23 protein-coding genes and 1 tRNA gene are annotated in these 23,264 nt (G+C 64.7%); 13 read left to right on the plus strand and 11 right to left on the minus strand.

Annotated features, from left to right (window positions below; translation table 11 throughout):
- Window positions 1–145: 145 nt before the first annotated feature.
- On the minus strand, window positions 146–310 hold the full coding sequence (locus KMAL_RS17200; RefSeq protein ID WP_180999750.1) for a hypothetical protein: 165 nt from the start codon (window positions 308–310) through the stop codon (window positions 146–148).
- Here KMAL_RS17200 and tkt point away from each other — a divergent pair.
- From tkt to KMAL_RS06070, 10 genes are all read left to right on the plus strand, one after another.
- Window positions 309–2,375, plus strand: coding sequence for a transketolase (tkt, locus tag KMAL_RS06025; RefSeq protein ID WP_180999751.1), 2,067 nt, complete (start codon window positions 309–311; stop codon window positions 2,373–2,375). The genes KMAL_RS17200 and tkt overlap by 2 nt on opposite strands.
- 125 nt (window positions 2,376–2,500) lie before the next feature.
- Window positions 2,501–5,368 (plus strand): bifunctional transaldolase/phosoglucose isomerase, encoded by a 2,868-nt coding sequence (locus KMAL_RS06030; RefSeq protein ID WP_110094847.1) that lies wholly within the window; start codon window positions 2,501–2,503, stop codon window positions 5,366–5,368.
- 127 nt (window positions 5,369–5,495) lie between these two features.
- Entirely contained in the window at window positions 5,496–6,497 is a 1,002-nt protein-coding gene (gnd, locus tag KMAL_RS06035; protein ID WP_110094848.1) for a phosphogluconate dehydrogenase (NAD(+)-dependent, decarboxylating), read from the plus strand.
- Window positions 6,498–6,607: 110 nt separating this feature from the next.
- Window positions 6,608–8,152 carry a glucose-6-phosphate dehydrogenase gene (gene zwf, locus KMAL_RS06040; RefSeq protein WP_110094849.1) on the plus strand — a complete coding sequence of 515 codons (1,545 nt, stop codon included), beginning with the start codon at window positions 6,608–6,610 and terminating at the stop codon, window positions 8,150–8,152.
- A 7-nt stretch (window positions 8,153–8,159) separates the two neighbouring features.
- On the plus strand, window positions 8,160–8,987 hold the full coding sequence (locus KMAL_RS06045) for a Cof-type HAD-IIB family hydrolase (RefSeq protein WP_110094850.1): 828 nt from the start codon (window positions 8,160–8,162) through the stop codon (window positions 8,985–8,987).
- 27 nt (window positions 8,988–9,014) lie between these two features.
- Window positions 9,015–9,857 (plus strand): Cof-type HAD-IIB family hydrolase, encoded by an 843-nt coding sequence (locus KMAL_RS06050; protein WP_110094897.1) that lies wholly within the window; start codon window positions 9,015–9,017, stop codon window positions 9,855–9,857.
- Entirely contained in the window at window positions 9,857–10,594 is a 738-nt protein-coding gene (pgl, locus tag KMAL_RS06055) for a 6-phosphogluconolactonase (protein ID WP_110094851.1), read from the plus strand. Before KMAL_RS06050 ends, pgl begins: the two co-directional genes overlap by 1 nt.
- 98 nt (window positions 10,595–10,692) lie before the next feature.
- Window positions 10,693–11,397, plus strand: a complete 705-nt coding sequence (rpiA, locus tag KMAL_RS06060; protein ID WP_110094852.1) for a ribose-5-phosphate isomerase RpiA — start codon at window positions 10,693–10,695, stop codon at window positions 11,395–11,397.
- Complete coding sequence (locus KMAL_RS06065) at window positions 11,394–11,960, plus strand: gluconokinase (protein ID WP_110094853.1); 567 nt, start codon at window positions 11,394–11,396, stop codon at window positions 11,958–11,960. The genes rpiA and KMAL_RS06065 overlap by 4 nt, the downstream gene beginning before the upstream one ends.
- A gap of 87 nt (window positions 11,961–12,047) precedes the next feature.
- A complete protein-coding gene (locus KMAL_RS06070) occupies window positions 12,048–12,521 on the plus strand; it encodes a low molecular weight protein-tyrosine-phosphatase (RefSeq protein WP_110094854.1) in 474 nt (157 codons plus the stop codon).
- A gap of 116 nt (window positions 12,522–12,637) precedes the next feature.
- On the opposite strand, the gene KMAL_RS06075 is transcribed toward KMAL_RS06070, so the two are convergent.
- The 4 genes from KMAL_RS06075 to KMAL_RS06090 form a co-directional block, all read right to left on the minus strand.
- Window positions 12,638–13,735, minus strand: a complete 1,098-nt coding sequence (locus KMAL_RS06075; RefSeq protein ID WP_110094855.1) for an NADH:flavin oxidoreductase/NADH oxidase — start codon at window positions 13,733–13,735, stop codon at window positions 12,638–12,640.
- 143 nt (window positions 13,736–13,878) lie between these two features.
- Window positions 13,879–13,955 (minus strand) — tRNA-Asp (locus tag KMAL_RS06080).
- A 131-nt stretch (window positions 13,956–14,086) separates the two neighbouring features.
- Window positions 14,087–14,620 carry a carboxymuconolactone decarboxylase family protein gene (locus KMAL_RS06085; RefSeq protein ID WP_110094898.1) on the minus strand — a complete coding sequence of 178 codons (534 nt, stop codon included), beginning with the start codon at window positions 14,618–14,620 and terminating at the stop codon, window positions 14,087–14,089.
- A gap of 207 nt (window positions 14,621–14,827) precedes the next feature.
- The gene (locus KMAL_RS06090; RefSeq protein ID WP_110094856.1) at window positions 14,828–15,370 is read right to left on the minus strand and encodes a peroxiredoxin; all 543 of its coding nucleotides are present in this window, start codon (window positions 15,368–15,370) and stop codon (window positions 14,828–14,830) included.
- Between the two features lie 134 nt (window positions 15,371–15,504).
- On the opposite strand from KMAL_RS06090, the gene KMAL_RS06095 reads away from it, so the two are divergent.
- The 3 genes from KMAL_RS06095 to KMAL_RS06105 all read left to right on the plus strand — a co-directional run bounded on the left by KMAL_RS06095 (window position 15,505) and on the right by KMAL_RS06105 (window position 17,395).
- Window positions 15,505–16,473 (plus strand): hydrogen peroxide-inducible genes activator, encoded by a 969-nt coding sequence (locus tag KMAL_RS06095; RefSeq protein WP_110094857.1) that lies wholly within the window; start codon window positions 15,505–15,507, stop codon window positions 16,471–16,473.
- Between the two features lie 90 nt (window positions 16,474–16,563).
- The gene (gene ykgO / locus KMAL_RS06100; protein WP_003617324.1) at window positions 16,564–16,689 is read left to right on the plus strand and encodes a type B 50S ribosomal protein L36; all 126 of its coding nucleotides are present in this window, start codon (window positions 16,564–16,566) and stop codon (window positions 16,687–16,689) included.
- Between the two features lie 13 nt (window positions 16,690–16,702).
- Complete coding sequence (locus KMAL_RS06105; protein WP_110094858.1) at window positions 16,703–17,395, plus strand: tetratricopeptide repeat protein; 693 nt, start codon at window positions 16,703–16,705, stop codon at window positions 17,393–17,395.
- Window positions 17,396–17,605: 210 nt separating this feature from the next.
- Here KMAL_RS06105 and KMAL_RS06110 read toward each other — a convergent pair whose 3' ends face one another.
- The 6 genes from KMAL_RS06110 to KMAL_RS06135 all read right to left on the minus strand — a co-directional run bounded on the left by KMAL_RS06110 (window position 17,606) and on the right by KMAL_RS06135 (window position 23,126).
- Window positions 17,606–18,571 carry a peptidoglycan -binding protein gene (locus KMAL_RS06110; protein WP_110094859.1) on the minus strand — a complete coding sequence of 322 codons (966 nt, stop codon included), beginning with the start codon at window positions 18,569–18,571 and terminating at the stop codon, window positions 17,606–17,608.
- A gap of 19 nt (window positions 18,572–18,590) precedes the next feature.
- A complete protein-coding gene (locus tag KMAL_RS06115; RefSeq protein WP_110094860.1) occupies window positions 18,591–19,637 on the minus strand; it encodes a flagellar motor protein MotA in 1,047 nt (348 codons plus the stop codon).
- A gap of 14 nt (window positions 19,638–19,651) precedes the next feature.
- Entirely contained in the window at window positions 19,652–20,308 is a 657-nt protein-coding gene (locus tag KMAL_RS06120) for an OmpA family protein (RefSeq protein ID WP_180999752.1), read from the minus strand.
- A gap of 171 nt (window positions 20,309–20,479) precedes the next feature.
- Window positions 20,480–21,310: an inositol monophosphatase family protein gene (locus KMAL_RS06125; RefSeq protein ID WP_110094862.1), complete on the minus strand. Its 831-nt coding sequence runs from the start codon at window positions 21,308–21,310 to the stop codon at window positions 20,480–20,482.
- A gap of 111 nt (window positions 21,311–21,421) precedes the next feature.
- The gene (gene efp / locus KMAL_RS06130) at window positions 21,422–21,988 is read right to left on the minus strand and encodes an elongation factor P (protein ID WP_110094863.1); all 567 of its coding nucleotides are present in this window, start codon (window positions 21,986–21,988) and stop codon (window positions 21,422–21,424) included.
- Window positions 21,939–23,126, minus strand: a complete 1,188-nt coding sequence (locus KMAL_RS06135) for a lysine-2,3-aminomutase-like protein (RefSeq protein WP_239019975.1) — start codon at window positions 23,124–23,126, stop codon at window positions 21,939–21,941. The genes efp and KMAL_RS06135 overlap by 50 nt, the downstream gene beginning before the upstream one ends.
- Window positions 23,127–23,264 lie beyond the last annotated feature (138 nt).

Raw genomic sequence — 23,264 nt, forward strand, 5'->3', positions numbered from 1 at the left:
GCGCCGGATGAGGTGGCTTGTTCCCATATGGTGGTCGTGAGATTGTGCGTAAAACGGTTGCCCCATCAACCGTTTCGGACAGGCCCCGGCGTATCGCAACCCACATCCCGCCCCGCGTCGGGGCGGCGTGGGGCGTCGGCGTCTGTCACGTGATGTGCATCTTGCCGGAGTGACGGGAAGAGAGGCGGATTTCCTGCCGTCCCGGCATGTCGGGCGTGTTGCGGATCGGGGCAGTCATGATGAAGGAGAGCGGTTTTATGCATTCATTGTTTCCCTGTCCCGCAAGGGCGCCAGAAGGAGGCGGCAGCATGCCGGCCAACATCGATACGTTGTGCATCAACACGATCCGCACATTGTCCATGGACGCGGTGCAGAAGGCCAATTCCGGCCATCCCGGCACGGCCATGGCGCTTGCGCCCCCGGCCTATACGCTGTGGCGCGATGTCCTGAACTATGACCCCGCCAATCCGCTGTGGCCCAACCGCGACCGCTTCGTGCTGTCGATCGGCCATGCGTCGATGCTGCTGTATTCGCTGATCTACCTGGCCGGGGTGCGTGACGTCAGGGATGGGAAGGTGGTCGATGCGCCGTCGCTGACGGTCAAGGACATCGAGCAGTTCCGCCAGCTCGATTCCCGCACGCCGGGCCATCCCGAATACCACCATACCGCAGGCGTGGAGACCACGACCGGCCCGCTCGGGCAGGGGTGTGGCAATTCCGTGGGCATGGCGATGGCGGAAAAATGGCTCGCCGCGCGTTTCAACAAGCCGGAATTCAAGCTGTTCGACTATCACGTCTATACGTTCTGCGGTGATGGCGACAACATGGAAGGCGTCTCGAGCGAGGCGGCCTCCGTTGCCGGCCACCTCAAGCTGGGCAACCTGACGTGGATCTACGACAGCAACCGCATTTCCATCGAGGGTGACACCCACATCACCTTCACCGAGAACGTGCACAAGCGCTTCGAGGCCTATGGCTGGCATGTTCTCGAACTGCGCGACGCGAATGACACGGGTGATTTCAGGCGCCTGCTCGAAGAAGCGAAGGCCGAGACGTCGCGCCCGACGCTGATCATCGTGCATTCGATCATCGGCTGGGGTTCGCCGCACAAGGCGGGCACGGCGGATGCGCACGGATCGCCGCTGGGTGTCGAGGAAATCCGCGAGACCAAGAAATTCTACGGCTGGCCGGAGGACAAGAGCTTCTATGTCCCCGATGGCGTGCCGGAGCATTTTCAGGCGGGCATCGCGACGCGTGGCGCGGCAGCCAGCAAGGCGTGGGGCGAACTGTTCGCCGCCTATCGCAAGGAATACCCGGAACTCGCCGCGCAGCTCGACAGCATCTTCGCAGGCAGGCTGCCCGAGGGCTGGGACAAGGACATCGCGACCTTCCCCGCCGACGCCAAGGGCATCGCCTCGCGCGCAAGCTCGGCCAAGGTGCTCAACCAGGTGGCGGCCAACTACCCGTGGATGATCGGCGGTTCGGCCGACCTGTCGCCGTCCACCAAGACGCACATGACGTTCGAGGGCGCGGGCGACTTCCAGCCGCCGCAGTGGGGGGCGACCTATGGCGGGCGCAACCTGCATTTCGGCGTGCGTGAACATGTCATGGGCTCGATCTGCAACGGCCTGGCGCTTGCGGGGCTGCGGCCCTACTGCTCGGGCTTCCTGATCTTCTCCGACTACATGAAGCCGCCAATCCGCCTGTCGGCGCTGATGAAGCTGCCGGTGCTGTATATCTTCACTCACGATTCCATCGGCGTGGGCGAGGACGGGCCCACCCACCAGCCGATCGAGCAGCTGGCGCAGCTGCGCGCGACGCCGGGCGTCACCCTGATCCGTCCGTCGGACGCGAACGAGGTGGCCGAGGCGTGGCGCACGCTGATCCCGCTGACGGATCGCCCAAGCGTGCTGGTGCTGAGCCGCCAGAACCTGCCGACCATCTGCCGCAAGACCTATGCGCCTGCGTCGGGGCTGGCAAAAGGGGCCTATGTCCTTGCGGATGCCGATGGCAAACCCGATGTCATCCTTATGGCGACAGGCAGCGAGGTCGGTCTGGTGGTGAAGGCGTACGAGCAGCTCAAGGCCGAAGGCGTGAAGGCGCGCGTCGTGTCGATGCCGTCGTGGGACCTGTTCGAGGCCCAGCCCCAATCCTACCGCGACAGCGTGCTGCCCCGTGATGTCACCGCCCGCGTGGCGGTGGAGCAGGCGGCGCAGCTGGGCTGGGACCGGTATGTCGGGCTCGATGGTGCGACCATCGTCATGCACACGTTCGGTGCTTCCGCCCCGGCGGAGCAGCTGGAGGTCAAGTTCGGCTTCACCGTGGACGCCGTCGTGGCGGAGGCGCGCAAGCAGCTTGCCCGCAAGGCGTCATAGACCGTCATCCATAGCGGAACAGGGCCGAAAGGCCCTGTTTTTCCGTTTTTGTCAGGACCAGGGCGGAAGGGGCCGCGCCGCAGGATGCGCGCACCCGCCCGCCCAAGAGAAGGGAATGCACAGAAATGAGTGTGCACGAAACAGGTAAGGGCGGCGCGGCCAACCCGCTGAAGCAGCTCGCGAAATACGGGCAGTCGCCGTGGCTGGACTTCATCCAGCGTTCCTATACGGCTGATGGCAGCCTGAAGAAGCTGGTGGATGGGGACGGGCTGAAGGGCGTGACCTCCAACCCCGCCATCTTCCAGAAGGCGATGGGGCAGGGCACGGATTACGACCCGCAGATCCGCTCCATCCTCGAACACCAGATCGTCGATGCCGGGACCCTGTATGAAATGCTGGCGATCACGGACATCCGTGACGCGGCAAAGGTGCTGTATCCCGTCTATGAGCAGACGAAGGGCGTTGACGGCTATGTCAGCCTTGAGGTCTCCCCCTATCTTGCGCGCGACACGCAGGCCACCATCGTCGAGGCCCGTCGCCTGTGGAAGGCGGTCGATGCCGCCAACCTGATGATCAAGATCCCCGGCACGCAGGAGGGCGCGCCCGCCGTGCGCACCGCCATTGCCGAAGGGATCAACGTCAACGTCACGCTGCTGTTCTCCAACGACGCCTACAAGAAGGTGCTCGAGGCCTATATCGTGGGGCTTGAGGATCGCCTGGCGCAGGGCAAGAGCGTGGCTGGCATCGCCAGCGTCGCTTCCTTCTTCGTCAGCCGCATCGACGTGAAGATCGATGGCGAGATCGACCGTCGCGTCGCCGCGGGTGACAAGGACGCCGCCGCGCTGAAGGCGCTGCGCGGCAAGGTCGCCATCGCCAATGCCAAGATGGCCTACCAGTACTGGCAGGGCGTGGTGAAAAGCGCGCGCTGGCAGAAGCTTGCCGCCGCGGGCGCCATGCCCCAGCGCCTGCTGTGGGCCAGCACGGGCACGAAGGACAAGTCCTTCAGCGACGTGCTGTATGTCGATTCCCTGATTGGCGAGGATACGGTCAACACCATCCCGCCCAAGACGTTCGACGCCTTCCGTGACCATGGCAAGGTGGCCCCGACCCTGACCGAGGACGTCAAGGGCGCGGAGCAGGTCCTCGCCGATGCAAAGCGCCTTGGTCTCGACCTTGATGGCGTGACCACCGTGCTGGTCGACGAGGGCGTGAAGTCGTTCGAGGATGCGTTCGACGAACTGCTCGGCTCGGTTGCGGCGAAGCAGGCGGCCTTCGTGGGGAAAAAGGTCACCACGACCACGCTGCACCTGCCTGCAGACCTCGACGCCGCCGTCAAGGCGGAGCTTGAGGACTGGCGCAAGGGTGGCAAGGTGCGCCGCCTGTGGGCGAAGGACGCCACGCTGTGGACCGGCAAGGACGAGGCGAACTGGCTGAAATGGCTGTCGATCGTTGACGACCAGATCCTGGCCCTGTCGAAGTTCGAGGAATTCCAGGCCGAGGTGAAGGCGCGCGGCTTCCGCGACGTGCTGCTGCTGGGCATGGGCGGGTCGAGCCTTGGCCCCGAAGTCCTGTCGGAGACGTTCGGCAAGCATGAGGGCTTCCCGCACCTCTACATCCTCGACAGCACCGACCCGCAGCAGGTCAAGGCGTTCGAGAAAAAGATCGACATCGCAAAGACGCTGTTCATCGTCTCGTCCAAGTCGGGCGGCACGCTGGAGCCGAACATCCTGAAGGCCTACTTCTTCGACGAGGCGAAGAAGGTGCTGGGTGACAAGGTCGGTTCGCACTTCATCGCCGTGACCGATCCCGGATCGCACATGGAAGCCGTGGCGAAGGCCGACGGGTTCTGGAAGATCTTCTACGGTGAAAAGCAGATCGGCGGGCGGTATTCCGTGCTGTCCGATTTCGGCATGGTGCCTGCCGCCGCCGCCGGCCTGCCGCTGCGCCTTCTGCTGGAATCCGCGCTGCGGGGTGAAAAATCCTGCGCCGCGTCCGTGCCCCCGGCACAGAATCCCGGCGCCCTGCTGGGCACCGTGCTGGGTGTCGCGGCAAAGTCGTTCGGTCGTGACAAGGTGACGATCCTCGCCTCTCCCGCGATCTATGACATGGGTGCGTGGCTGGAGCAGCTTCTGGCGGAATCCACCGGCAAGAACGGCCGCGGCCTGATCCCCATCGATGACGAGACGGCGGGCCCGGCCTCGGTCTATGGCAAGGATCGGCTGTTCGTTTATCTGCGCCTTGCGGAGAAGCCGTGCGAGAAGCAGGACGCGGCGTTCAAGGCGCTGATTGCGGCGGGCGAGCCGGTCGTGACCATCGAACTGCATGACAGGCGCCAGATCGTCGAGGAATTCTTCCGCTGGGAATTCGCGACCGCCGTGGCCGGGTCGATCATCGGCATCAACGCCTTTGACCAGCCCGATGTCGAGGCCTCGAAGATCGAGACCAAGAAGATCACCACCGCCTATAACGAAACCGGCAGGCTGCCGCCCTACGAGCCTTTCTTCAAGGATGCGACGTTCGCGTTCTATGCCGACCCGAAGAATGCGGCGGCGCTGAAGGACGCCAGGACGGCCGAAGCCATCCTCAAGGCGCATTTCGCCCGTGCGAAGGCCGGGGATTATGTGGCGCTCCTCGCCTATATCGAGCGTGACACGGCGACGCGCGAATGGATCCAGGGCGTGCGCCTTGCGATCCGTGACGCGCTGAAGCTGGCGACGGCGGCGGAATTCGGCCCGCGGTTCCAGCATTCCACCGGCCAGGCCTACAAGGGCGGTCCCGACACGGGCGTGTTCGTGCAGATCACGGCGGATGATGCGATCACCCTGCCGGTCCCGGGGGAGAAATACACCTTCGGCATCGTCAAGGAAGCGCAGGCTCGTGGCGACCTGGAGGTGCTGGGCGAACGTGGCCGCCGTGCGGTGCGGGTGCACATCCATGGCGACCTGAAGGCCGGCCTCGAAAAGCTGGGGCAGATCATCAAGGCGGCGGTCTGATCCACCGCAACGCGCCGCCCCGCCGCCGATGCTATCGGTGGTGGGGCGGATGTCCGCGCCGTGGCCCCCACCGCACATGCCTGCGGGCGGGGCGCGGCAGGATTTTACAGCAGGAGTATGAGTTATCATGCAAATCGGTATCGTCGGCCTGGGCAAGATGGGGGGAAACATCTCCGTCCGCCTGACGCGTCATGGCCATGACGTGGTCCTTTTCGATCGTGACCCGGAGGTGGTGTCCAAGGTCGGCGCACGTGCCGAGGCCGGGAAGACGAAGCCCGCCACCGGCCTGAAGGACATGGTGGGAAAGCTGACGGCGGATCGCAAGATCATCTGGCTGATGCTGCCCGCCGGTGAGGTCACGGAAGAGGCGGTCAGGGAACTTGGCGGCCTTCTGGGCAACAATGACATCCTGATCGATGGCGGCAACTCGTTCTACAAGGACGATATCCGCCGTGCCGCCGAACTGGCGAAGAAGGGCATCCATTACGTCGATGTCGGCACGTCGGGCGGCGTGTGGGGGCTGGAGCGCGGCTACTGCATGATGTACGGCGGCACGAAGGACGCCACCGACCATATTGACCCGATCCTGCGCGCGCTGGCGCCGGGCCTGGGCGACGTGCCGCGCACGCCGGGCCGTGACAAGCCGGGCATGGACCCGCGCGCGGAGCTTGGCTACCTGCATTGCGGCCCGGCCGGGTCGGGCCATTTCGTCAAGATGGTCCATAACGGCATCGAATACGGCATCATGCAGGCCTTCGCCGAGGGCTTCGACGTCATGAAGTCGAAGAACTCCACCGCCCTGCCCGAAGACCAGCGGTTCGAACTGAACATGCCCGACATCGCCGAGGTCTGGCGTCGCGGCAGCGTCGTGTCGTCGTGGCTGCTCGACCTGTCGGCGCAGGCGCTGGCGAACAACCCCGACCTGTCGAACTACAAGGGCGACGTCGCGGATTCGGGCGAGGGACGCTGGACCATCGAGGCCGCGATCGAGGAAGCGGTGCCGGTGCCGGTCATCACGGCGTCGCTGTTCACGCGCTTCCGTTCCCGCACGGGCAACAACTATGCCGAGAAGATGCTCTCGGCCATGCGCTTCGGCTTTGGTGGCCACATCGAAGGGACGAACAACTGACGCCTCGCGTCTGAGCGCACGCCCGGCTGCCATGATCGAGACGGCAACAAAAAGACCGCAGGCTGGCGGCCGGGTTTCTACTGGATGGAAACGGTTCATGGAGCAGCCTGATGGAAAACATTGTCGCATCGGCATCATCGCAGATTGGCGACGTGGGGCATGAAAACGCCCCGCGTCGCAGTCCCCCCGGCACATTTGTCATATTCGGCGGCGGCGGCGACCTGACACGCCGCCTGCTGGTCCCCGCGATCTACAACCTGGCCTGTGCCGGGTTGCTGGACGATCATTTCTCCATCGTGGCCGTTGACTGGACCGACATGTCCACCGGCCAGTTGCAGCAGAATTTCCACGACGCGCTGAAGAACTTCGTCACCAGCCGCGCGACCGAGGCCGTCGCCCTGCGTGAGGATGTGTGGGAATGGATGCGCACGCGCATCCGCTACATCCGTGGCTCGTTCGAGGACGAGGCGACCTACGCCCAGATCGCAAAGGAAGTGGGGGAGGAGAACTGCATCTTCTACCTTGCGGTGGCGGCGCGTTTCTTTGGCGCGATCGTCGACCGGCTTGGCCATAGCGGCCTTGCCCACGAAACCGACGGCATGTTCCGCCGGGTCATCATCGAAAAGCCCTTCGGCAGCGACCTTGCCTCCGCCGTGGCGCTGAATGCGCGCCTGCTCAAGAGCCTGCGGGAGCGCCAGATCTACCGCATCGACCATTATCTGGGCAAGGAAACGGTGCAGAACATCCTTGCGCTGCGGTTTTCCAACGGGTTCTTCGAACCGCTGTGGAACCGTGACAATATCGACCATGTCCAGATCACGGCCGCTGAAACCGTGGGCGTGGAGCAGCGCGCCAAGTTCTATGAAGGCACGGGGGCCGTGCGCGACATGGTGCCCAACCATGTCATGCAGCTTCTGGCGATGACGGCGATGGAGGCCCCGACATCCTTCGATGCCGACGCCGTGCGTGACGAGAAGACCAAGGTGCTCAAGGCCATTCACACCGTCGGGCGCGAGGACGTGGTGCGCGCGCAGTACGGCGCGGGCAGCATCAGGGGCGAACCCGTCGTCGGGTACCGTGAGGAGCCGGGGGTCAACCCGAACTCCCGCACCGAAACCTATGTCGCGATGAAGCTGCGGATTGATAACTGGCGCTGGGCCGGGGTGCCGTTCTATGTCCGCACGGGCAAGCGGCTGGCGGCGCGCAAGACGGAAATCGCCATCCATTTCAAGTCCGCGCCCTATGCCCTGTTCCGCGATACGCCGGTGGAGAAGCTGACGCCGAACATCATGATGCTGCATATCCAGCCCACCGAAGGGGTGACGATGCAGTTTTCCGCGAAAATCCCCGGTCCCACGGTGCATCTGGGCGGTGTGCGGATGAAGTTCGACTATTCCGAATGGTTCCGCGAAGGGCCGAGCACGGGCTATGAGACCCTGATCTATGACTGCATGATCGGGGATGCGACGCTGTTCCAGCGCGCCGACAATATCGAGGCCGGATGGCGGGTGGTCCAGCCCGTGCTGGAATGGGAACGCGATCCGGGTTTCCTGCATTTCTACCCCGCCGGGTCGGAGGGGCCGAAGGCCGCCGACGACCTGCTGGCCCGCGACCACAGGCACTGGCTCAGGATCGGGCCAGGACACACAGGATGACATACGCATGACAGCAAAACGCCCGCCGTCCGACAGGATACGCCTTGTGGTCTCGGACATCGACGGCACCCTCGTGCCACAGGACAAGAGGGTGACACCGGACGTGCTGGCCGCGGCGCGCGCCCTGCGCGAGGCGGGCATCGCGCTGTGCCTTGTCAGCAGCCGTGGCCCCGTGGGGATGCAGCCGTTCCTTGGTCCGCTGGGCATTGACCGCCCGATCGCGGCGCTGAATGGCGGGCTGATCTGCACGCCCGACGGCAAGATCATGTCGCGCCATTCGCTCACGCCTGAAACCACGCGTGAGGCGGTGGAGGAACTGCTGTCGCGCGATGTCGATCCGTGGCTGTTCATCGATTACGAATGGCTGGTGCGCGACGCCAGCACGCCGCAGGTCCGCCATGAGGCGGCGGTGGTGAAGACCGTGCCCGTCGTCGCCCCCGACCTGTCGCGCCATTACGAAGGCGTGGGCAAGATCATGGGCGTTTCCACCGATGCGGCGCAACTGCGCACGGTGGAGCGTGAACTGGGCGTGCAGCTTGCCGGGCGGGCGAATGTCCACCGCTCCTCCGAATGGCTGGTCGATGTCACGCACCCTCTGGCGAACAAGGGCCATGCCGCGCGGGAGCTGGCCGCTCTGATGGGGATTGATATTCACGAAGTGGCCTGCATCGGGGACATGAACAATGATATCCCGATGCTGGATGTCGCCGGTGTGGCCATCGCGATGGGCAATGCCCCGGCGGACGTGCAGAAACACGCCCATTTCGTGACGGACGCCAACACGCATGATGGCTGGGCGCGGGCGATGGAACGTTTCGTCCTGCCCCGGGCCTGATGTCAGATGACGCAGAAGGAGAAGGTTATGCAACCAGTGGGAACACAGGCGACACCGGCGGGGGACCAGAAAATACGCCTGGTGCTGGCCGATGTGGACGGGACACTGGTCACGAAGGACAAGATCCTGACCCCGCGCGCGATCCGCGCGGTCGAACGCCTGCGTGAGCGCGGCATCCTGTTCGCCATCACCAGCGGGCGGCCGCCCAAGGGGATGGAGATGCTGATCAAGCCGCTGAAGATCGACCAGCCGATCGCGGGCTTCAACGGTGGCATGATGGTGCGGCCGGATTTCTCCGTGATCGAGGCGCGGACCCTGACGGCCGATGTCGCGCGCAGGGTGATCGGCATCATCCGCGACCACAAGGCCGACCCGTGGGTCTATAACGGCAATGACTGGATCGTCTCCGACATCAAGGCGCCGCATGTCGCGCGTGAACAGTGGACGGTGAAATTCCCGCCAAAGGTCGGCGTGATTGGCGAGGAACTGGACCAGGTGGTCAAGATCACCGGCGTCAGCGACGACCTCGACCTGATGAAGCGCCTGGAACATGACCTGCAGCAGGCGCTGGGCGATACCGCGTCCGCCGCCCTGTCGCAGCCGTACTATGTCGATGTCACCAACCGCGACGCCAACAAGGGCGGCGTGGTCATGACGCTGGAGCGGCTGCTTGGCGTGCCGGCGGCGCAGATGGTCACGCTGGGCGACCAGCCCAACGACGTGCTGATGTTCCGCAAGAGCGGGATGTCGATCGCGATGGGGCAGGCCAGCCCCGAAGTGCAGAAACAGGCGACCTATGTCTCCACCTCGTGCGAGGAGGAAGGGTTTGCCAACGGGATCGAGAAATACGTGCTGGGGGATGCGCACTGATGGCCGGACATGACGTCAAGACGGGCGAGATGATCGTCCTTGCCGATGGGGAAGCGATTGCCCAGTACATGGCAAAATGGCTGACGCAGCAGGCGCTCGCGAAGAAGGATGGTCCGTTCGTCCTCGCCCTGTCGGGGGGATCGACGCCAAAGCGGCTGTACCAGATCCTGGCGTCGGAGGAATATGCCGGACGCTTCCCGTGGGCGAACACGCAGTTCTTCTTCGGGGACGAACGCTTCGTTCCCGCCGATGACCCGGCCAGCAACTACAACATGGTCGAGACCGAGATGCTGGAGCATGTGCCGGTGCCCATCGGCAACATCCACCGCATGCCCACCTCCGGCGACCCGGCGGCGGCGGCGGCGCAGTACCAGGCCGAACTGCAGAAGGTCTATGGTTCGGATACGCTGCAGCCGGGGCGTCCGCTGTTCGATGTCGTGATGCTCGGGCTGGGGGACAATGGCCATACCGCCTCGCTGTTCCCGCGCCAGCCGGTGCTGCAGGAACGCAAATTGTGGGTGTCCACCTGCGTGCCCGACGATGCGCCGCATACCCGCCTGACCCTGACCTATCCCGCCATCCATTCCAGCCGCCATGTGGTGTTCATGCTGGCAGGGGCAGCGAAGAAGGAAGCCTTTGCAAAGGTGCGTGCGGGCGACCCTGCCGAACCGGCCAGCCACATCACGACCGAGGGCGAACTCATCTGGCTTCTGGACAAGGCGGCCGCCGGGCAATAATCCAACCTTGCCGGGTGGTCGTGACCGCACGGCACAACAATAACGAGGGGTCGCCGCACGGATGCGGAAACGGCCCACGCGGGGGAGGAGACAGGGCAATGTCAAGCCAGAGTGGCGATCCGAGGGCGAAACTCAAGCGGCAGGCCGCGATCGAGGCCGCATCCATGGTGCGTGACGGCATGGTGGTCGGGCTGGGATCGGGCAGCACGTCGGCCTACATGATCGAGGAGCTCGGCCGTCGCTGGGCGGAGGGGCTGCGGTTCTGCGCCATCCCCACGTCCGAACATTCCGCCGAGCAGGCCCGCGCGCACGGCATCAAGCTGGTGACGTTCGCCACCCATCCGCAGATCGACCTTGATATCGATGGCGCGGATGAGGTGGAACTCGGCACGCTCAACCTCATCAAGGGGCTGGGTGGCGCGCTGTTTCGCGAAAAGATCGTCGCCGCCGCGTCGCGCCGCTTTGTCGTGGTGGTCGATGAAAGCAAGATTGTCGAGCATCTGGGCCATCATGTGCCCGTCCCGGTGGAAGTCACGACCTTTGGCTGGGAAAGCACCGCACGACAGCTCGAGGCCCTTGGCGCGCGCGTCACGCAGCGTCTGGACCGCAGCGGGAACGTGTTTGTCACCGATGGCGGCAACATGATCCTGGACTGTCATTTCGGCTCCATCGCCGATTCCGTTGCCCTGTCGCGCCGCCTGCGCGCCATCGTGGGTGTCATTGAAACCGGCCTGTTCATCGGGCGGACGTCCGAAGTGATCGTGGCCGCGCATGACGGGCTGAAGCATCTGGAGCCATCATGACCTCTGCCGTCCTTCAGGATCAGGGTATCCGTCCGCTTGTCCTGGTGATCATGGGGGTGTCAGGGTGTGGCAAGACCACGCTGGCGGCGGGCCTGCACAACCTTCTGGGCTGGCCTTACCAGGAAGGTGACCTGCTGCATCCCAAGGCGAACGTGGAGAAGATGGCGGCGGGCATCCCCCTGACCGATGCTGACCGCCTGCCATGGCTGGAACGCTGCCATGACTGGCTGAAACAGCGTGTGGAATCGGGGCAGGGGGGAATCCTGACCTGCTCGGCGCTGAAACGCTCCTACCGCGACATCCTGCGTGCCGACGCGCCGGGAATCGTGTTCGTCTATCTCCAGATCCCGCCCGATATCCTTCTGGCGCGGCTGGAGCGGCGGCGCGGCCACTACATGCCGCCGAGCCTGCTGCCAAGCCAGTTGGCCACGCTGGAGCCGCCGACGCCTGACGAACATCCGGTGGTCGTCACGCTGGAGGAAACGCCGGCGGACATGATCGCAAAGACGGTTGGCATGTTGCAGGAACGCTACCCCGAAAAGGGTAAGCCTGCTTCCGCCTGATCGGACTGGGCGAAGAATCCAGAAGTTTTTGGGTGCCGCCTTTTGATCGAAAAAGGCGGCGTCTCCTGATCAGCAGGTGATGGAGACATGAAACGCGGCCTGTCCGTCCTGTTCGTCTGCATGGGCAATATCTGCCGCTCCCCACTGGCGGAGGCCGCGTTCCGGCAGGCGGCGGCCCGTCATGGGCTGGATGTGCATGTAGATTCGGCGGGCACCGGCAACTGGCATGTGGGCGACCCGCCGGACCGTCGTGCCCGCGCGGTGGCGCGCCAGAACGGGATCGGGATCGACCAGTACCGCGCCCGTGTCGTGACCGAACGCGATTTCCATGAATTCACTCATGTCATCGCCATGGACCACGCCAATCTGGAGCATCTGTTGCGGATGCAGCCTCCGGATGGCGTGGCGGACCTGTCGCTGCTGCTGGATCATGTGGCGCATCGCAAGGGGGCGGCCGTGGTTGACCCCTATTACGGCACGGCGGAGGATTTCGCGATCACATGGCGCGATGTCAGCGAAGGGGCAGAGGCGCTGGCCTTGCACCTGAAGGCGCGTGGATAAGATAACCTCTTAAAGAATAAAAGTTTTTGGTGAAGCTTTTTACAAAAAGCTTCGAAAGACGCCGCCTTTTTCGATCCAAAGGCGGCACCCAAAAACTTTTAAAAAGAGTAAGGCACTTACCCCGAACGGTAGCGCGCCAGCCAGTGGGCGTAGGGTTCGGGCAGGACATGCGCCGCATCAGGCCGCCCGAGCGCGCGTGCGGCGGCATAGGGCCAGTGCGGGTTTTCAAGGAACGGCCGACCCAGCATGACAAGGTCCAGCGATTCGTCCGCGATCAGGCTGTTGGCCTGTTCCGGCTTGCTGATGTACCAGCTTGTCGCCACGGGCAGCCCGCTTTCACGGCGCACGCGCGCGGCGATGGGGGCCATGAAGGCAGGACCCCACGGGATCTTTGCCTCCGGCGTGGAAAAGCCGATGCTGACGTCAAGGAAGTCCAGCCCCAGCGTGCGGAAATGCCGCGCCAGCGTGATGGCGTCCTCCAGCGTTTCCTCGTCATGGCCGTCGAACTCGATCATGCCCAGACGCGCGCTCAGTGGCCGGTCTTCCGGCCAGACGGCGCGCACTTCGCTCAGCGTTTCCAGCAGGAAACGCGCCCGGTTTTCCAGGCTGCCGCCATACAGGTCGGTGCGCTGGTTGGAATAGGGGGAGAGGAAGCTCTGCCCCAGATAACCATGCGCGAAATGCAGCATCAGCCACCCGAATCCCGCATCACGCGCGCGGATGGCGCTGGCGACGAAATCCTGCCGGACGCGGGTGATGTCTTCCGGCGTCATGGCGCGCGGCACCTTTGGCAGGTTGGCGCCAAAGGGAATGGCGGAAGGGGAGATGGTTTCCCAGCCGCGCGGGTCGTCGGGGGCGATATGGTCATCCCCTTCCCACGGGCGGTTCGCGCTGGCCTTGCGTCCGGCATGGGCAATCTGGATGCCCGGCACCGCGCCTGCGTCCTGGATGGCGCGCGCGATGGGGCGCAGGGCCTCGGCCTGTGCATCGTTCCACAGTCCCAGGCAGCCCGGCGTGATGCGTCCTTCGGGGGAGACGGCGGTCGCCTCCACCACCACCAGTCCGCTGCCGCCACGGGCAAGCGAGGCGTAATGGACATTATGCCAGTCACCCGCCACGCCATCGACGGCGAGATACTGGCACATCGGGGAAACAGCGATGCGATTGCGCAGGGTGCGCCCCTTGAGGGTATAGGGCGTAAAGAGGTCAGGCATCCGGTCCTCTGACGGGTATGGAAAGAACAGAGGCCATCCTGCCGCCGATATGGGTGTGATGCAACGAAAGCCATCCCTGCGTCACGCATAACAGCGTCACCGGGACCGGCATGGTATTGTATGTCTGGAAAGGCACCGTGAAATGGCGCGAGTGACGGGGCTCGAACCCGCGACCTCCGGCGTGACAGGCCGGCGCTCTAACCAACTGAGCTACACCCGCGTATGCTTTCGGGAAGGAGAAAACCCGAGAACCATTCGGTGGATGGGCAAATAACAGGGTTCGGCAGGTCTGGCAACGGCCTTATGAAAAAAAACGGCATCTTTTTCATGAAGATGCCGTTTTTTCGCGGATCAGGTGGCAGCAGGGGCCTTTGCCCCGTCAAGCGTCACGGCCACGCCATGCACGGTGGCGGCGACGCGGACCGCCGTCTGGATCTGTTCGGTTGTCAGGCCGGCCTTGCGCAGGGCGTGCTCATGGCTTTCCATGCACATGCCGCACCCGTTGATGGCGGATACCGCAAGCGACCACAGTTCAAAGTCCACCTTTTCCACGCCCGGACGGCCGATCACGTTCATGCGCAGCTGCGCTGGCATCTTGGCGTAATCCCCGCCCACCAGATGCACGAAGCGGTAATAGACATTGTTCATGCCCATGATGGCGGCGGCGGCACGCGCGGCGTCCAGTGCCTCGGCCGACAGGGCTTCGGCGAAATGGGCACGCAGCAGGTCGGTGACCAGCGGGTTGCGCGACGCGATGGCCGACGCCACGAACGTGCCCGCCAGCTGCTGTGGCGTAAGCGTGACGTCATGGGCGAGCGAGCCGAGGTTGAGCTTCAGGTCCTTGGCGTAATCGGGCAGCAGGGATTTGAGCGTATCGAGCGACATGGGACGATGCCTTGCACTGATGGGAAGGGAGAAGGGGAACCCGCCCACCCCACATGCCACGCCGCAGGATCGTGGGAAGGGTCCGTATGCCGGGATGTCGCGGGCATGGTGGGCCGCCACGGCATCCGGGGATGCGGACATCCCCCCGCCCGGCAGGTGCCACGCGGGGGGAGCGCCCGGACCGTTCAGGCCCGGAACAGGGTGCGATCAGGCCTTGATGAAGGCGTCGCCCTTCTTCCAGTTGCACGGGCACAGCTCATCGCTCTGCAGTCCGTCGAGGATGCGCAGGATTTCCTGCGGGTTGCGGCCGACCGACAGGTCGTTGACGCTGACATGGCGGATGACGCCCTCGGGATCGACGATGAAGGTCGCGCGATAGGCGGCGCCGGCACCTTGTGACATGACGCCCACGCCCTCGATCAGCTCACGCTTGATGTCGGAGAGCATCGGGATCTCGAGGTTCTTGAGGTCCTCGTTGTTCAGGCGCCAGTTCAGGTGCACGAAGGCGCTGTCGATCGACACGCCATACACGACGGCGTCGCGGTCCTTGAATTCACCGGCCAGCTTGCCGAACGCCACGATTTCGGTCGGGCAGACGAAGGTGAAGTCCAGCGGCCAGAAGAAGACGACCTTCCACTTGCCCGCGTTGCTTTCGTCCGTCACCTTCACGAACTCGCCCTTCAGGCCCTCGGCCCCGCCGGGAACGGCGTCAAGGCTGAAGCTGGGGAACTTATCACCGACTGTAAGCATTTGAGGAATCTCCCTTGATTCGGTTGGGGATCAGGCAGGCCGCCCGGTGGGGCGCGTCCGATGGGGTATATCTATGACCTTGATGCTGCTATCATGCCAGTGAATAATTCACATATTCCTGATCGAATTAATCGATGATTCCCATGCCCTCCGCACAGCAGTTGCGTTATCTCGTGACCCTTGCGGAACTCCGTCATTTCGGACGCGCGGCCAAAAGCTGCGCGGTGACGCAATCCACGCTTTCGGCCGGGATACTGGCGCTGGAACGGCAGATGGATGCGCGACTGCTCAACCGTGACGTCGGCAAGAAAGTGGTGTTCACGCCCCTTGGGAACGAGGTGGTCGCGCGTGCGCGCCTTGCGCTGGAGTCATTGCAGGCGGTGCTTGACGTGGCGGTGGCCTCGCATGAACCGATGAGCGGACTTCTGCGGATCGGCGTCATCCCCACCATCGGGCCGTTCGTCGTGCCCGACCTGATCCGCAGGCTGCGGCAGGGGTTCCCGCGCCTGCGCCTGTCGCTGAACGAGGACCTGACCCATCACGTGCTGGAAAAGCTGGCGCTGGGGCGTCTGGACCTCGTGCTGCTGGCGATGCCGTGCGACTGCGCCGACAGCGAGACATGGCCCCTGTGGCGCGACCCCTTCATGCTGGTGATGCCAGAGACGCACCCGCTGTCGAAATTGTCGGGCGTGCCGGTTGAACGAATCGTCTCCGAACGCATGATCCTGCTGGAGGACGGGCACTGCCTGCGTGACCAGACGCTGGCGCTGTGCCGGCAGGTGCGCGGATGGTCGAACACCGAAGGCGTGGAGGAGGAATTCACCGTTACCTCGCTCTATACGCTGGTGGAGATGGTGGCGGCGGGACTCGGTGTTGCGCTGCTGCCGCAGATGGCGGTGCAGTCGGGCCTGCTGCGGGACCAGGCGGTTGTCGCCCGCCCTGTCACGGGATGCCAGGCATGGCGCACGATCGGGCTGGCCTGGCGGCCGCGGTCACCGCGGATGGGGGATTTCAGGACGCTGGCCCCGTTCTTCATCCCGCCCCATGTCACCGGGGTGGAGGAAAAAGCCCTGCGCGCGCCGGTTTCCGGCGGTAAAAAGTAGGGCAGGCGCGTCGTTGGAGTTGACTCATCGCCCGGTCAGGGGTATTCGGGCGCCTCTTTGCGGTTATCAGCCGCCAGTGAGGGTCGGATCATGAAAATCAGAAACAGCCTGAAGTCGGCCAAGGTTCGTGACAAGGACTGCCGTGTGGTCCGTCGTCGTGGCAAGGTCTACGTCATCAACAAGAAGAACCCGCGCATGAAGGCCCGTCAGGGCTGATTGCCGGACGGATTTGACCGTCAGGTTCCATATTGATGCGACATGGGGTCGCGTGGGCAATGGGGAAACCCGGGGCCTGCGCGGCCTTTTGTCTGTTGCCTGCCTTGGCGGGGCCATCGTGGCTGGCATCGTGCCGTGTCCTGCATCTGCCGCGCCCCCTGCGCCACCGGCCCATGCCGCGCCATCTGCGGCCCCCGCGGGCAAGGAGAGCGGCAAGGGCACGAAGGAGCCGGGCATCCCTGAGCTTCAGGACGAACTGCTCCACGCGAAGTCGAAACGGGCCGCAAGCGACCTTCTGTCCCGAATCGAGCAGGCGCGCCAGAAAGACATTACCCCCACGACCCGCCTGCTGGTCCGCCGTGCGCAGTCCGACCTTGCGGAACAGAAGGTAGGCGATGCGCAGGAAGACCTGAACGACGCCCTCGTCCTGCAGCCGGGGCTTGAGATCCTGTGGCGCACGCGCGCGCAGGCGCGTCTGGCGGGGGCGGATGCCAATGGCGCGGTGGCCGACCTTGGCGTCGCCCTGCACCATGATGAACGCGATGTGCTGGCGTGGCAGATCCTGAGCGACGCCGAAGGCGTGCGCGGCGACTGGGGTGCCGCATGGAAGGCGTGGCAGCACGTCCTGGCGCTCTATCCCCTGTTCCCCGGCGCGGCCCACCAGACGGAAGACCTGCGGCTGAAGGCGTTCGGCCGGCCAACCTGAGGAGGGTCTTCTTTTTCTGGAAGAAAAAGAAGCAAAAAGACTTTTGAAAATTCAAGGGTCTTCTTGAAAAGGCAGGACCTTCAACGTCTTGGAATCATAAAAGTTTTTGGTGAAGCTTTTTTCAAAAAGCTTCGAAAGACGCTGCTTTTCTAAAACACGAAACCCAAACCGGCAGACGCAGGGACACCCATCCCCACGCCTGCCGGGCCATTACCGGTCGGTCAGGCGGAATTCGATCCGGCGGTTGCGGGCGAAGGCTTCGGGCGTCGTGCCCTTGTCCAGCGGCTGGAAATCGGCAAAGCCCGTCGCGGCAAGGTGATGGGGGTCGATGCCATCGGCAATCAGCATCTTCACCACCGTGATGGCGCGGGCGGAGGACAGTTCCCAGTTGCTGGGGAAGGCGGTGTGGATCGGCAGGCGGTCGGCATGGCCATCCACGCGCAGGATCCACGGCACCGATGGCGGGATCTGCTGCGCCACCTGTTTCAGCGTCCGGCCCAGCACCTTGATCTGCTGTACGCCCTCTGGCGACAGGTCGGCGCTGCCGACGGGGAACAGGACCTCGCTCTGGAACACGAAACGGTCGCCCACGACCTGTATCCCCTTGGTATCCTTCAGCACGTCACGCAGACGGCCAAAGAATTCGGAGCGGTAACGCTGCAACTGCTCCACCTTGCGCGCCAGCGCGACGTTGAGCTCCATGCCAAGGTTGTCGATCTTGCGGTCGCGGTCATGCACCTCGTTCTGGCTGATTTCCAGCGCCGTGCTGACGGCGGCAAGCTGCGCGCTGAGCTGGGCAAGCTGGTTGTTCAGGTCATCGGCCTGATGGCGCGCGCTGTCGCGTTCGGCGGCCTGCTGGCTGACCTGTGCCGTAAGCGATGCCTCCGTGGCCTCGTCCGCGGCATGTTCCTTCTGCAGTGTCGCGACCGACTGTTCGAGGGAACGGTTATGCCCCTGTTCCAGCGACAGCATCTGGCTGAGATGCGCCACCTCGCGCTGGAGCTGGTCAAGGACCTGCTGGCGCTTGTTCAGCGCGACCGACAGGAACGCCTGTCCCAGCACGAAGACAAGCAGCACGAAGATGATGACCATCAGGAGCGTGGACAGCGCGTCCACATATCCCGGCCATGCGTTCAGTTCGGAGGCGCGGGACTGGCGGCGGGATCGGCGGGCCATGACAGGGACTTTCTGTAGGTCAGGAGGCCGGACGTCCCGCACCCGGGGCGGCTGCGGCGATGGTACGGGCCAGAAGGCGCAGGTCGCCACGGATCTCGTTCGAAATCTGGGTGCGTCCCGCTTCGGAATCCTGCACCAGACGGGCCAGCAGGGCTTCGATGTTCTGCAGGTGCTCGTTGCCGCGCGGGTCGGCCATATGCGCCAGCCGCTCGTTCAGGGCCGCAAGCAGATGCTGCTCATGCGCGCGCTGTTCCTCGTTGCGCGACAGCAGGACCTGAAGCTTTTCGAGGTTTTCCGCCGTATGTTCCAGCAGCGCCTCGACATAGGCGGGGATGGTCGCCTCCTCGCCCGCAGCGGAGATGTTGCCCCCTGACAGCCGCGTGATGCTGGCCATCCATTCCTCAAGTTCGTTGAAGAAGCGGTTCTGCGCCTGTCCCGCCGTCAGGTCGAGGAAGCCCAGCACCAGCGCGCCGGCAAGGCCGAACATGGAGCCTGAAAATGCCGTGCCCATGCCATGCAGCGGCCCGGCCAGCCCGCTCTTGAGTTGGTCGAACATGGCCGTCATGTCGCCCGAACCCACGGTCATGCCGCCGATGACATCCGCGATCGACCCCACCGTCAGCAAAAGGCCATAGAACGTCCCCAGCAGGCCGAGGAAGATCAGCAGGCCCGTCAGGTAGCGTGACAGTTCGCGTCCCTCGTCCAGCCGCGACGACAGGCTGTCGAGCAGCGACTGCGCCACGGGGGCCGACAGCGTCAGGCGCATGCCGCGTTCGCGCGTTGCCAGCATCGACGCCATGGGGGCCATCAGGCGCGGCGGTGGCGGCGTGGTCAGTCCCTCACGCGGGTGGCGGATGGTATCGACCCAGCGTACCTCCGGGATCAGGCGCAGGACCATGGATACGTTCCATGCGATTCCCAGCGCCAGGATGCCCAGGATCAGGCCATCAAGATAGGGATTGTTGAAAAACGCCTGGTACAGGGTACTTCCCAGCATGGAGGCGACAATGCCTACAGCCAGAAGAAACAGGACGATTCGAAGGATGTAGGTCGTTGGTCGCGTCACGCAGGGCTGCTCTCTTACGAAGGAGAAGGACTCGACGCCACCACACCAGAGCGGGTCACGTCAATACAGTCCGGTGTGATTCCGATCTGATTTTCCGGTGGCTGCCCGATGGCGCGGACGTAAATGCGGGTCGATGCGACCCCGGCATGAATCAGGACGGAGCGCGCGGCCAGTCCGCGCGACAGCGCGATGCGGCGCGGGGTGGACGCGTCATCGCCATTTCCCTCCCCATACGCCGCGATCATCACATGCTGGTCGGGCAGGTGCTGCATCACGCCGGCAAGCGTCTGCAGGGCTGCGATCATGCGCGGGTTCATGTCCGCGCTCTGCGCGCCGAAATACAGGCGCGTGCCACCGGGAATGCGTGCCGCACGTCCCTTGGCCGCCGGGTCGGGCTTCACCTCCGGCGGTGGGGGTGGCGGATGCAGGGGGACGTGCACTTCCGGCGGTCGCAGGACCGGGTTGGCCGGGGGTGTCGTCGCGACCTGCGGGATGGCGGCGGCCGGGACGGTGGTGGACGGGTTTGCGGCAGGGGCCGGGGCGGCGGCGTGCGGCCCCATTTCATTGCTGCCCACCACGGGACGCGCGGCCGGTTTCTCCGCCGGGCGCGCGGGTGGGGGCGCGCCGAGCGTGTTGAGCGCGTCGGGATGGGTGATGACCTGCGCCTGCACCGCGCGGATGCCCGCGGGCGCGGCATGGGCGGGGACGTGGAGGTCGGTTCATGTGACATGGTGCCCGACACGCTAGACGAGGGGCAGGGCGCACTCAACATCCGTGTGCGTCTGGCGCACGCCTGCCCGTGCATCACGTGGCCCCATGGCCACGCGGGGCCCCGCAAGGGGTCAGGACCGTGTGACGAGGCTGTTGGCGACGAGTTCGCGCAGGATGGGGTGCATGTGGGGGTTGCCCGCGACCGCATCCACCGAATCGGGGAAGTCGTTGAGGTCCACGCCGTTGGGATCGGTGGCATAGCCCCCGGCCTCGCGCACCAGCAGCACGCCGGCGGCACAGTCCCACGGGCGGATGCCCAGCTCCCAGTAACCCTCGTACCGGCCCGCCGCGACCCATGCAAGGTCGAGGGCCGCCGCCCCGAAGCGGCGCACGCCCGCGACCTGCGGCATCAGCGCGCCAAGCGTGCGGGCGAAGGACAGGCGGTTCTTGGCCGAAACCTTGGCAAACGGGATGCCCGTCGCGAACAGGGATTCGTCCATGTTGCGCCGTGCCGAAACCCGCAGGCGGCGTTCGTTGAGGAACGCGCCAATGCCCTTTTCGGCCCAGAACATCTCGTTCGCGGCGGGGTTGTAGACAAGGGCCGCGACCATTTCGATCGTCCCGTCGGGCAGGCGGCGCTGCAGGCCGATGGAAATGGCCCAGTGCGGGATGCCGTGCAGGAAGTTGGTCGTGCCGTCCAGCGGATCGACGATCCAGCGCCATGTCCAGCCGTCACCACCCGCAGCACCGCTTTCCTCCATCAGGAAGGCATAGCCCGGACGCGCGCGGCCAAGCTCCTCACGCAGGGTGGCTTCGGCGCGCAGGTCGGCCTGCGACACGAAATCGCCCGGTCCCTTGATGCTGACCTGAAGCTGTTCGACCTCATTGAAGTCACGCAGCAGCCGTCGCGCCGCTTTCTGCGCCGCATTCTGCATCACCGTCATATGAGGGGAAAGTCGCATTGCCACGGTGATCGGTCCTGTCTGGTTCGGCGGTGAATCGGAAATGGGAAGGGGATGGGAAAAGGCACGCTGGCCGCGAACGCCCGCAGGGGCGCCGCGACATGGCGTGGGTCAGGACTTCGCCCGCTCGACGTAGCTGCTGTCCTCGGTGCGGACCACGATGCTCTCGCCCGCTTCGATGAAGGGGGGAACCATGGTCTTCACGCCGTTGGACAGGCGCGCGGGCTTGTACGACGAGCTGGCCGTCTGGCCCTTGACGACGGGATCGGCCTCGACAACCTCGAGCGTCACCTGGCTGGGCAGCACCACGCCCACCGGGTCACCTTCGACGAGGTTGAGGACCAGCGTCATGTTGTCCTGCAGGAACGGGGCCTGGTCGCCAAGCAGGTCGAGCGGAAGCAGCAGCTGTTCGAACGTCTCGGGGTCCATCAGGACGATGTTGTCGCCGTCCATGTAGGAATAGGTGTATTCCTTTTCCTCGGTCATCAGGCGTTCGACGGTATCGGCCGTGCGCCAGCGTTCGTTCGTCTTGTTGCCGGTCTTGAGGTCACGCATCTCCACCTGGATGAAGGCGCCGCCCTTGCCCGGAGTGATGATCTGCTGCTTCAGGACCGTCCAGCGACGGCCGTCATGCTCGATGACCTGTCCGGCGCGGATCAGGTTCGCCTGCTGTTTCATTGGGGTCTCTGTCTGAACTTGTGGGAATGTCTTGCAAGGATGGGCTTCTACCTTCCCCGGCGCGGAAGGGCAAGGTTTGCGCGCCACCTTCTTCCACGCGATGGGGCCTGCCCTGCGGATCGCGCACCTGCGTGATGGTCCCGCCGGCCGCCTCAAGGTAGGCCGGGCCGATCGGCACCTTGCCGTGCCCGCCGGGGATGTCGAGCACATAGGTCGGCCATGCCAGTCCCGTCACCCGACCGCGCAGCGCGGCAAGCAGGCGCTGCCCCTCGGCAATCGGTACGCGGAAGCGTGACGTGCCGGGGGCGGGGTCAAGCTGGTGCAGGTAATAGGGCTTGACCCGCGCCGCGACAAGCGCGCGCAGCAGGGCCTCGAGCGCCTCGGGCGTGTCGTTTACCCCGCGCAGCAGCACGGACTGCGCGATGACGGGGATGGCGCGGACCTGCATGCGGCGGATGGAAGCGCGCGCGGCAGGGGTCAGTTCGCGGGCATGGTTGGCATGTACGACCACCCACAGGCTGCATGTGGTGTCCAGTGCCGCGACCATCTCCTGCGTCACGCGCTCCGGGTCGGCCACGGGGACGCGGGTATGGATGCGGATGGTGTGGACGTGGGGCATCGCCTCCAGCGCGCGGATGATGTGCGCCATCCGCCGGGGAGAGAGCATCATCGGATCGCCGCCGGACAGGATCACCTCCCCGATGGCCGGATGCGCCCGCAGCCAGTCGAGCGCGCGTTCCAGCGCGGCCTCGTCCAGCACGCCGCCATCGGGGCCGACATGTTCGCGCCGGAAGCAGAACCGGCAGTAGAGCGGACAGACCAGCAGCGGCTTGAGCAGCGCGCGGTCGGCATAGCGGTGGACGATCCCCGGCACGGGGGAGAGTGCATCGTCGCCGATCGGGTCGGAGCGTTCCTCCGCCGTGATGTGCAGTTCCGCCGGGTCGGGGATGACCTGCAGCCCGATCGGGTCGTGGGCATGTTCGATCAGTTCGGCAAAGGCGGGGGGGATGGCGGTGGCATATTCACGCGCCACGTCCTCCAGCGCGGGTTGCGCTGCCTGTGACACCAGCCCTGCCTCCACCAGGTCGCGGACGGTGCGTAACGTGCGCGTAGGCGTGGGGCGTCGGGTGTCTGGCATGGTGGTGCCTCGTAACATGTTGATAAATATCATAAAAGTTTTTGGGTGCCGGCTTTTTCCAAAAAGGCGGCGTTCTTCTGAAGCTTTTTTGGAAAAAGCTTCACCAAAAACTTCTTTACGATATCCTGGTTCGCAAAG

The organism is Novacetimonas maltaceti (assembly GCF_002906255.1).
Lineage (GTDB): Bacteria > Pseudomonadota > Alphaproteobacteria > Acetobacterales > Acetobacteraceae > Novacetimonas > Novacetimonas maltaceti.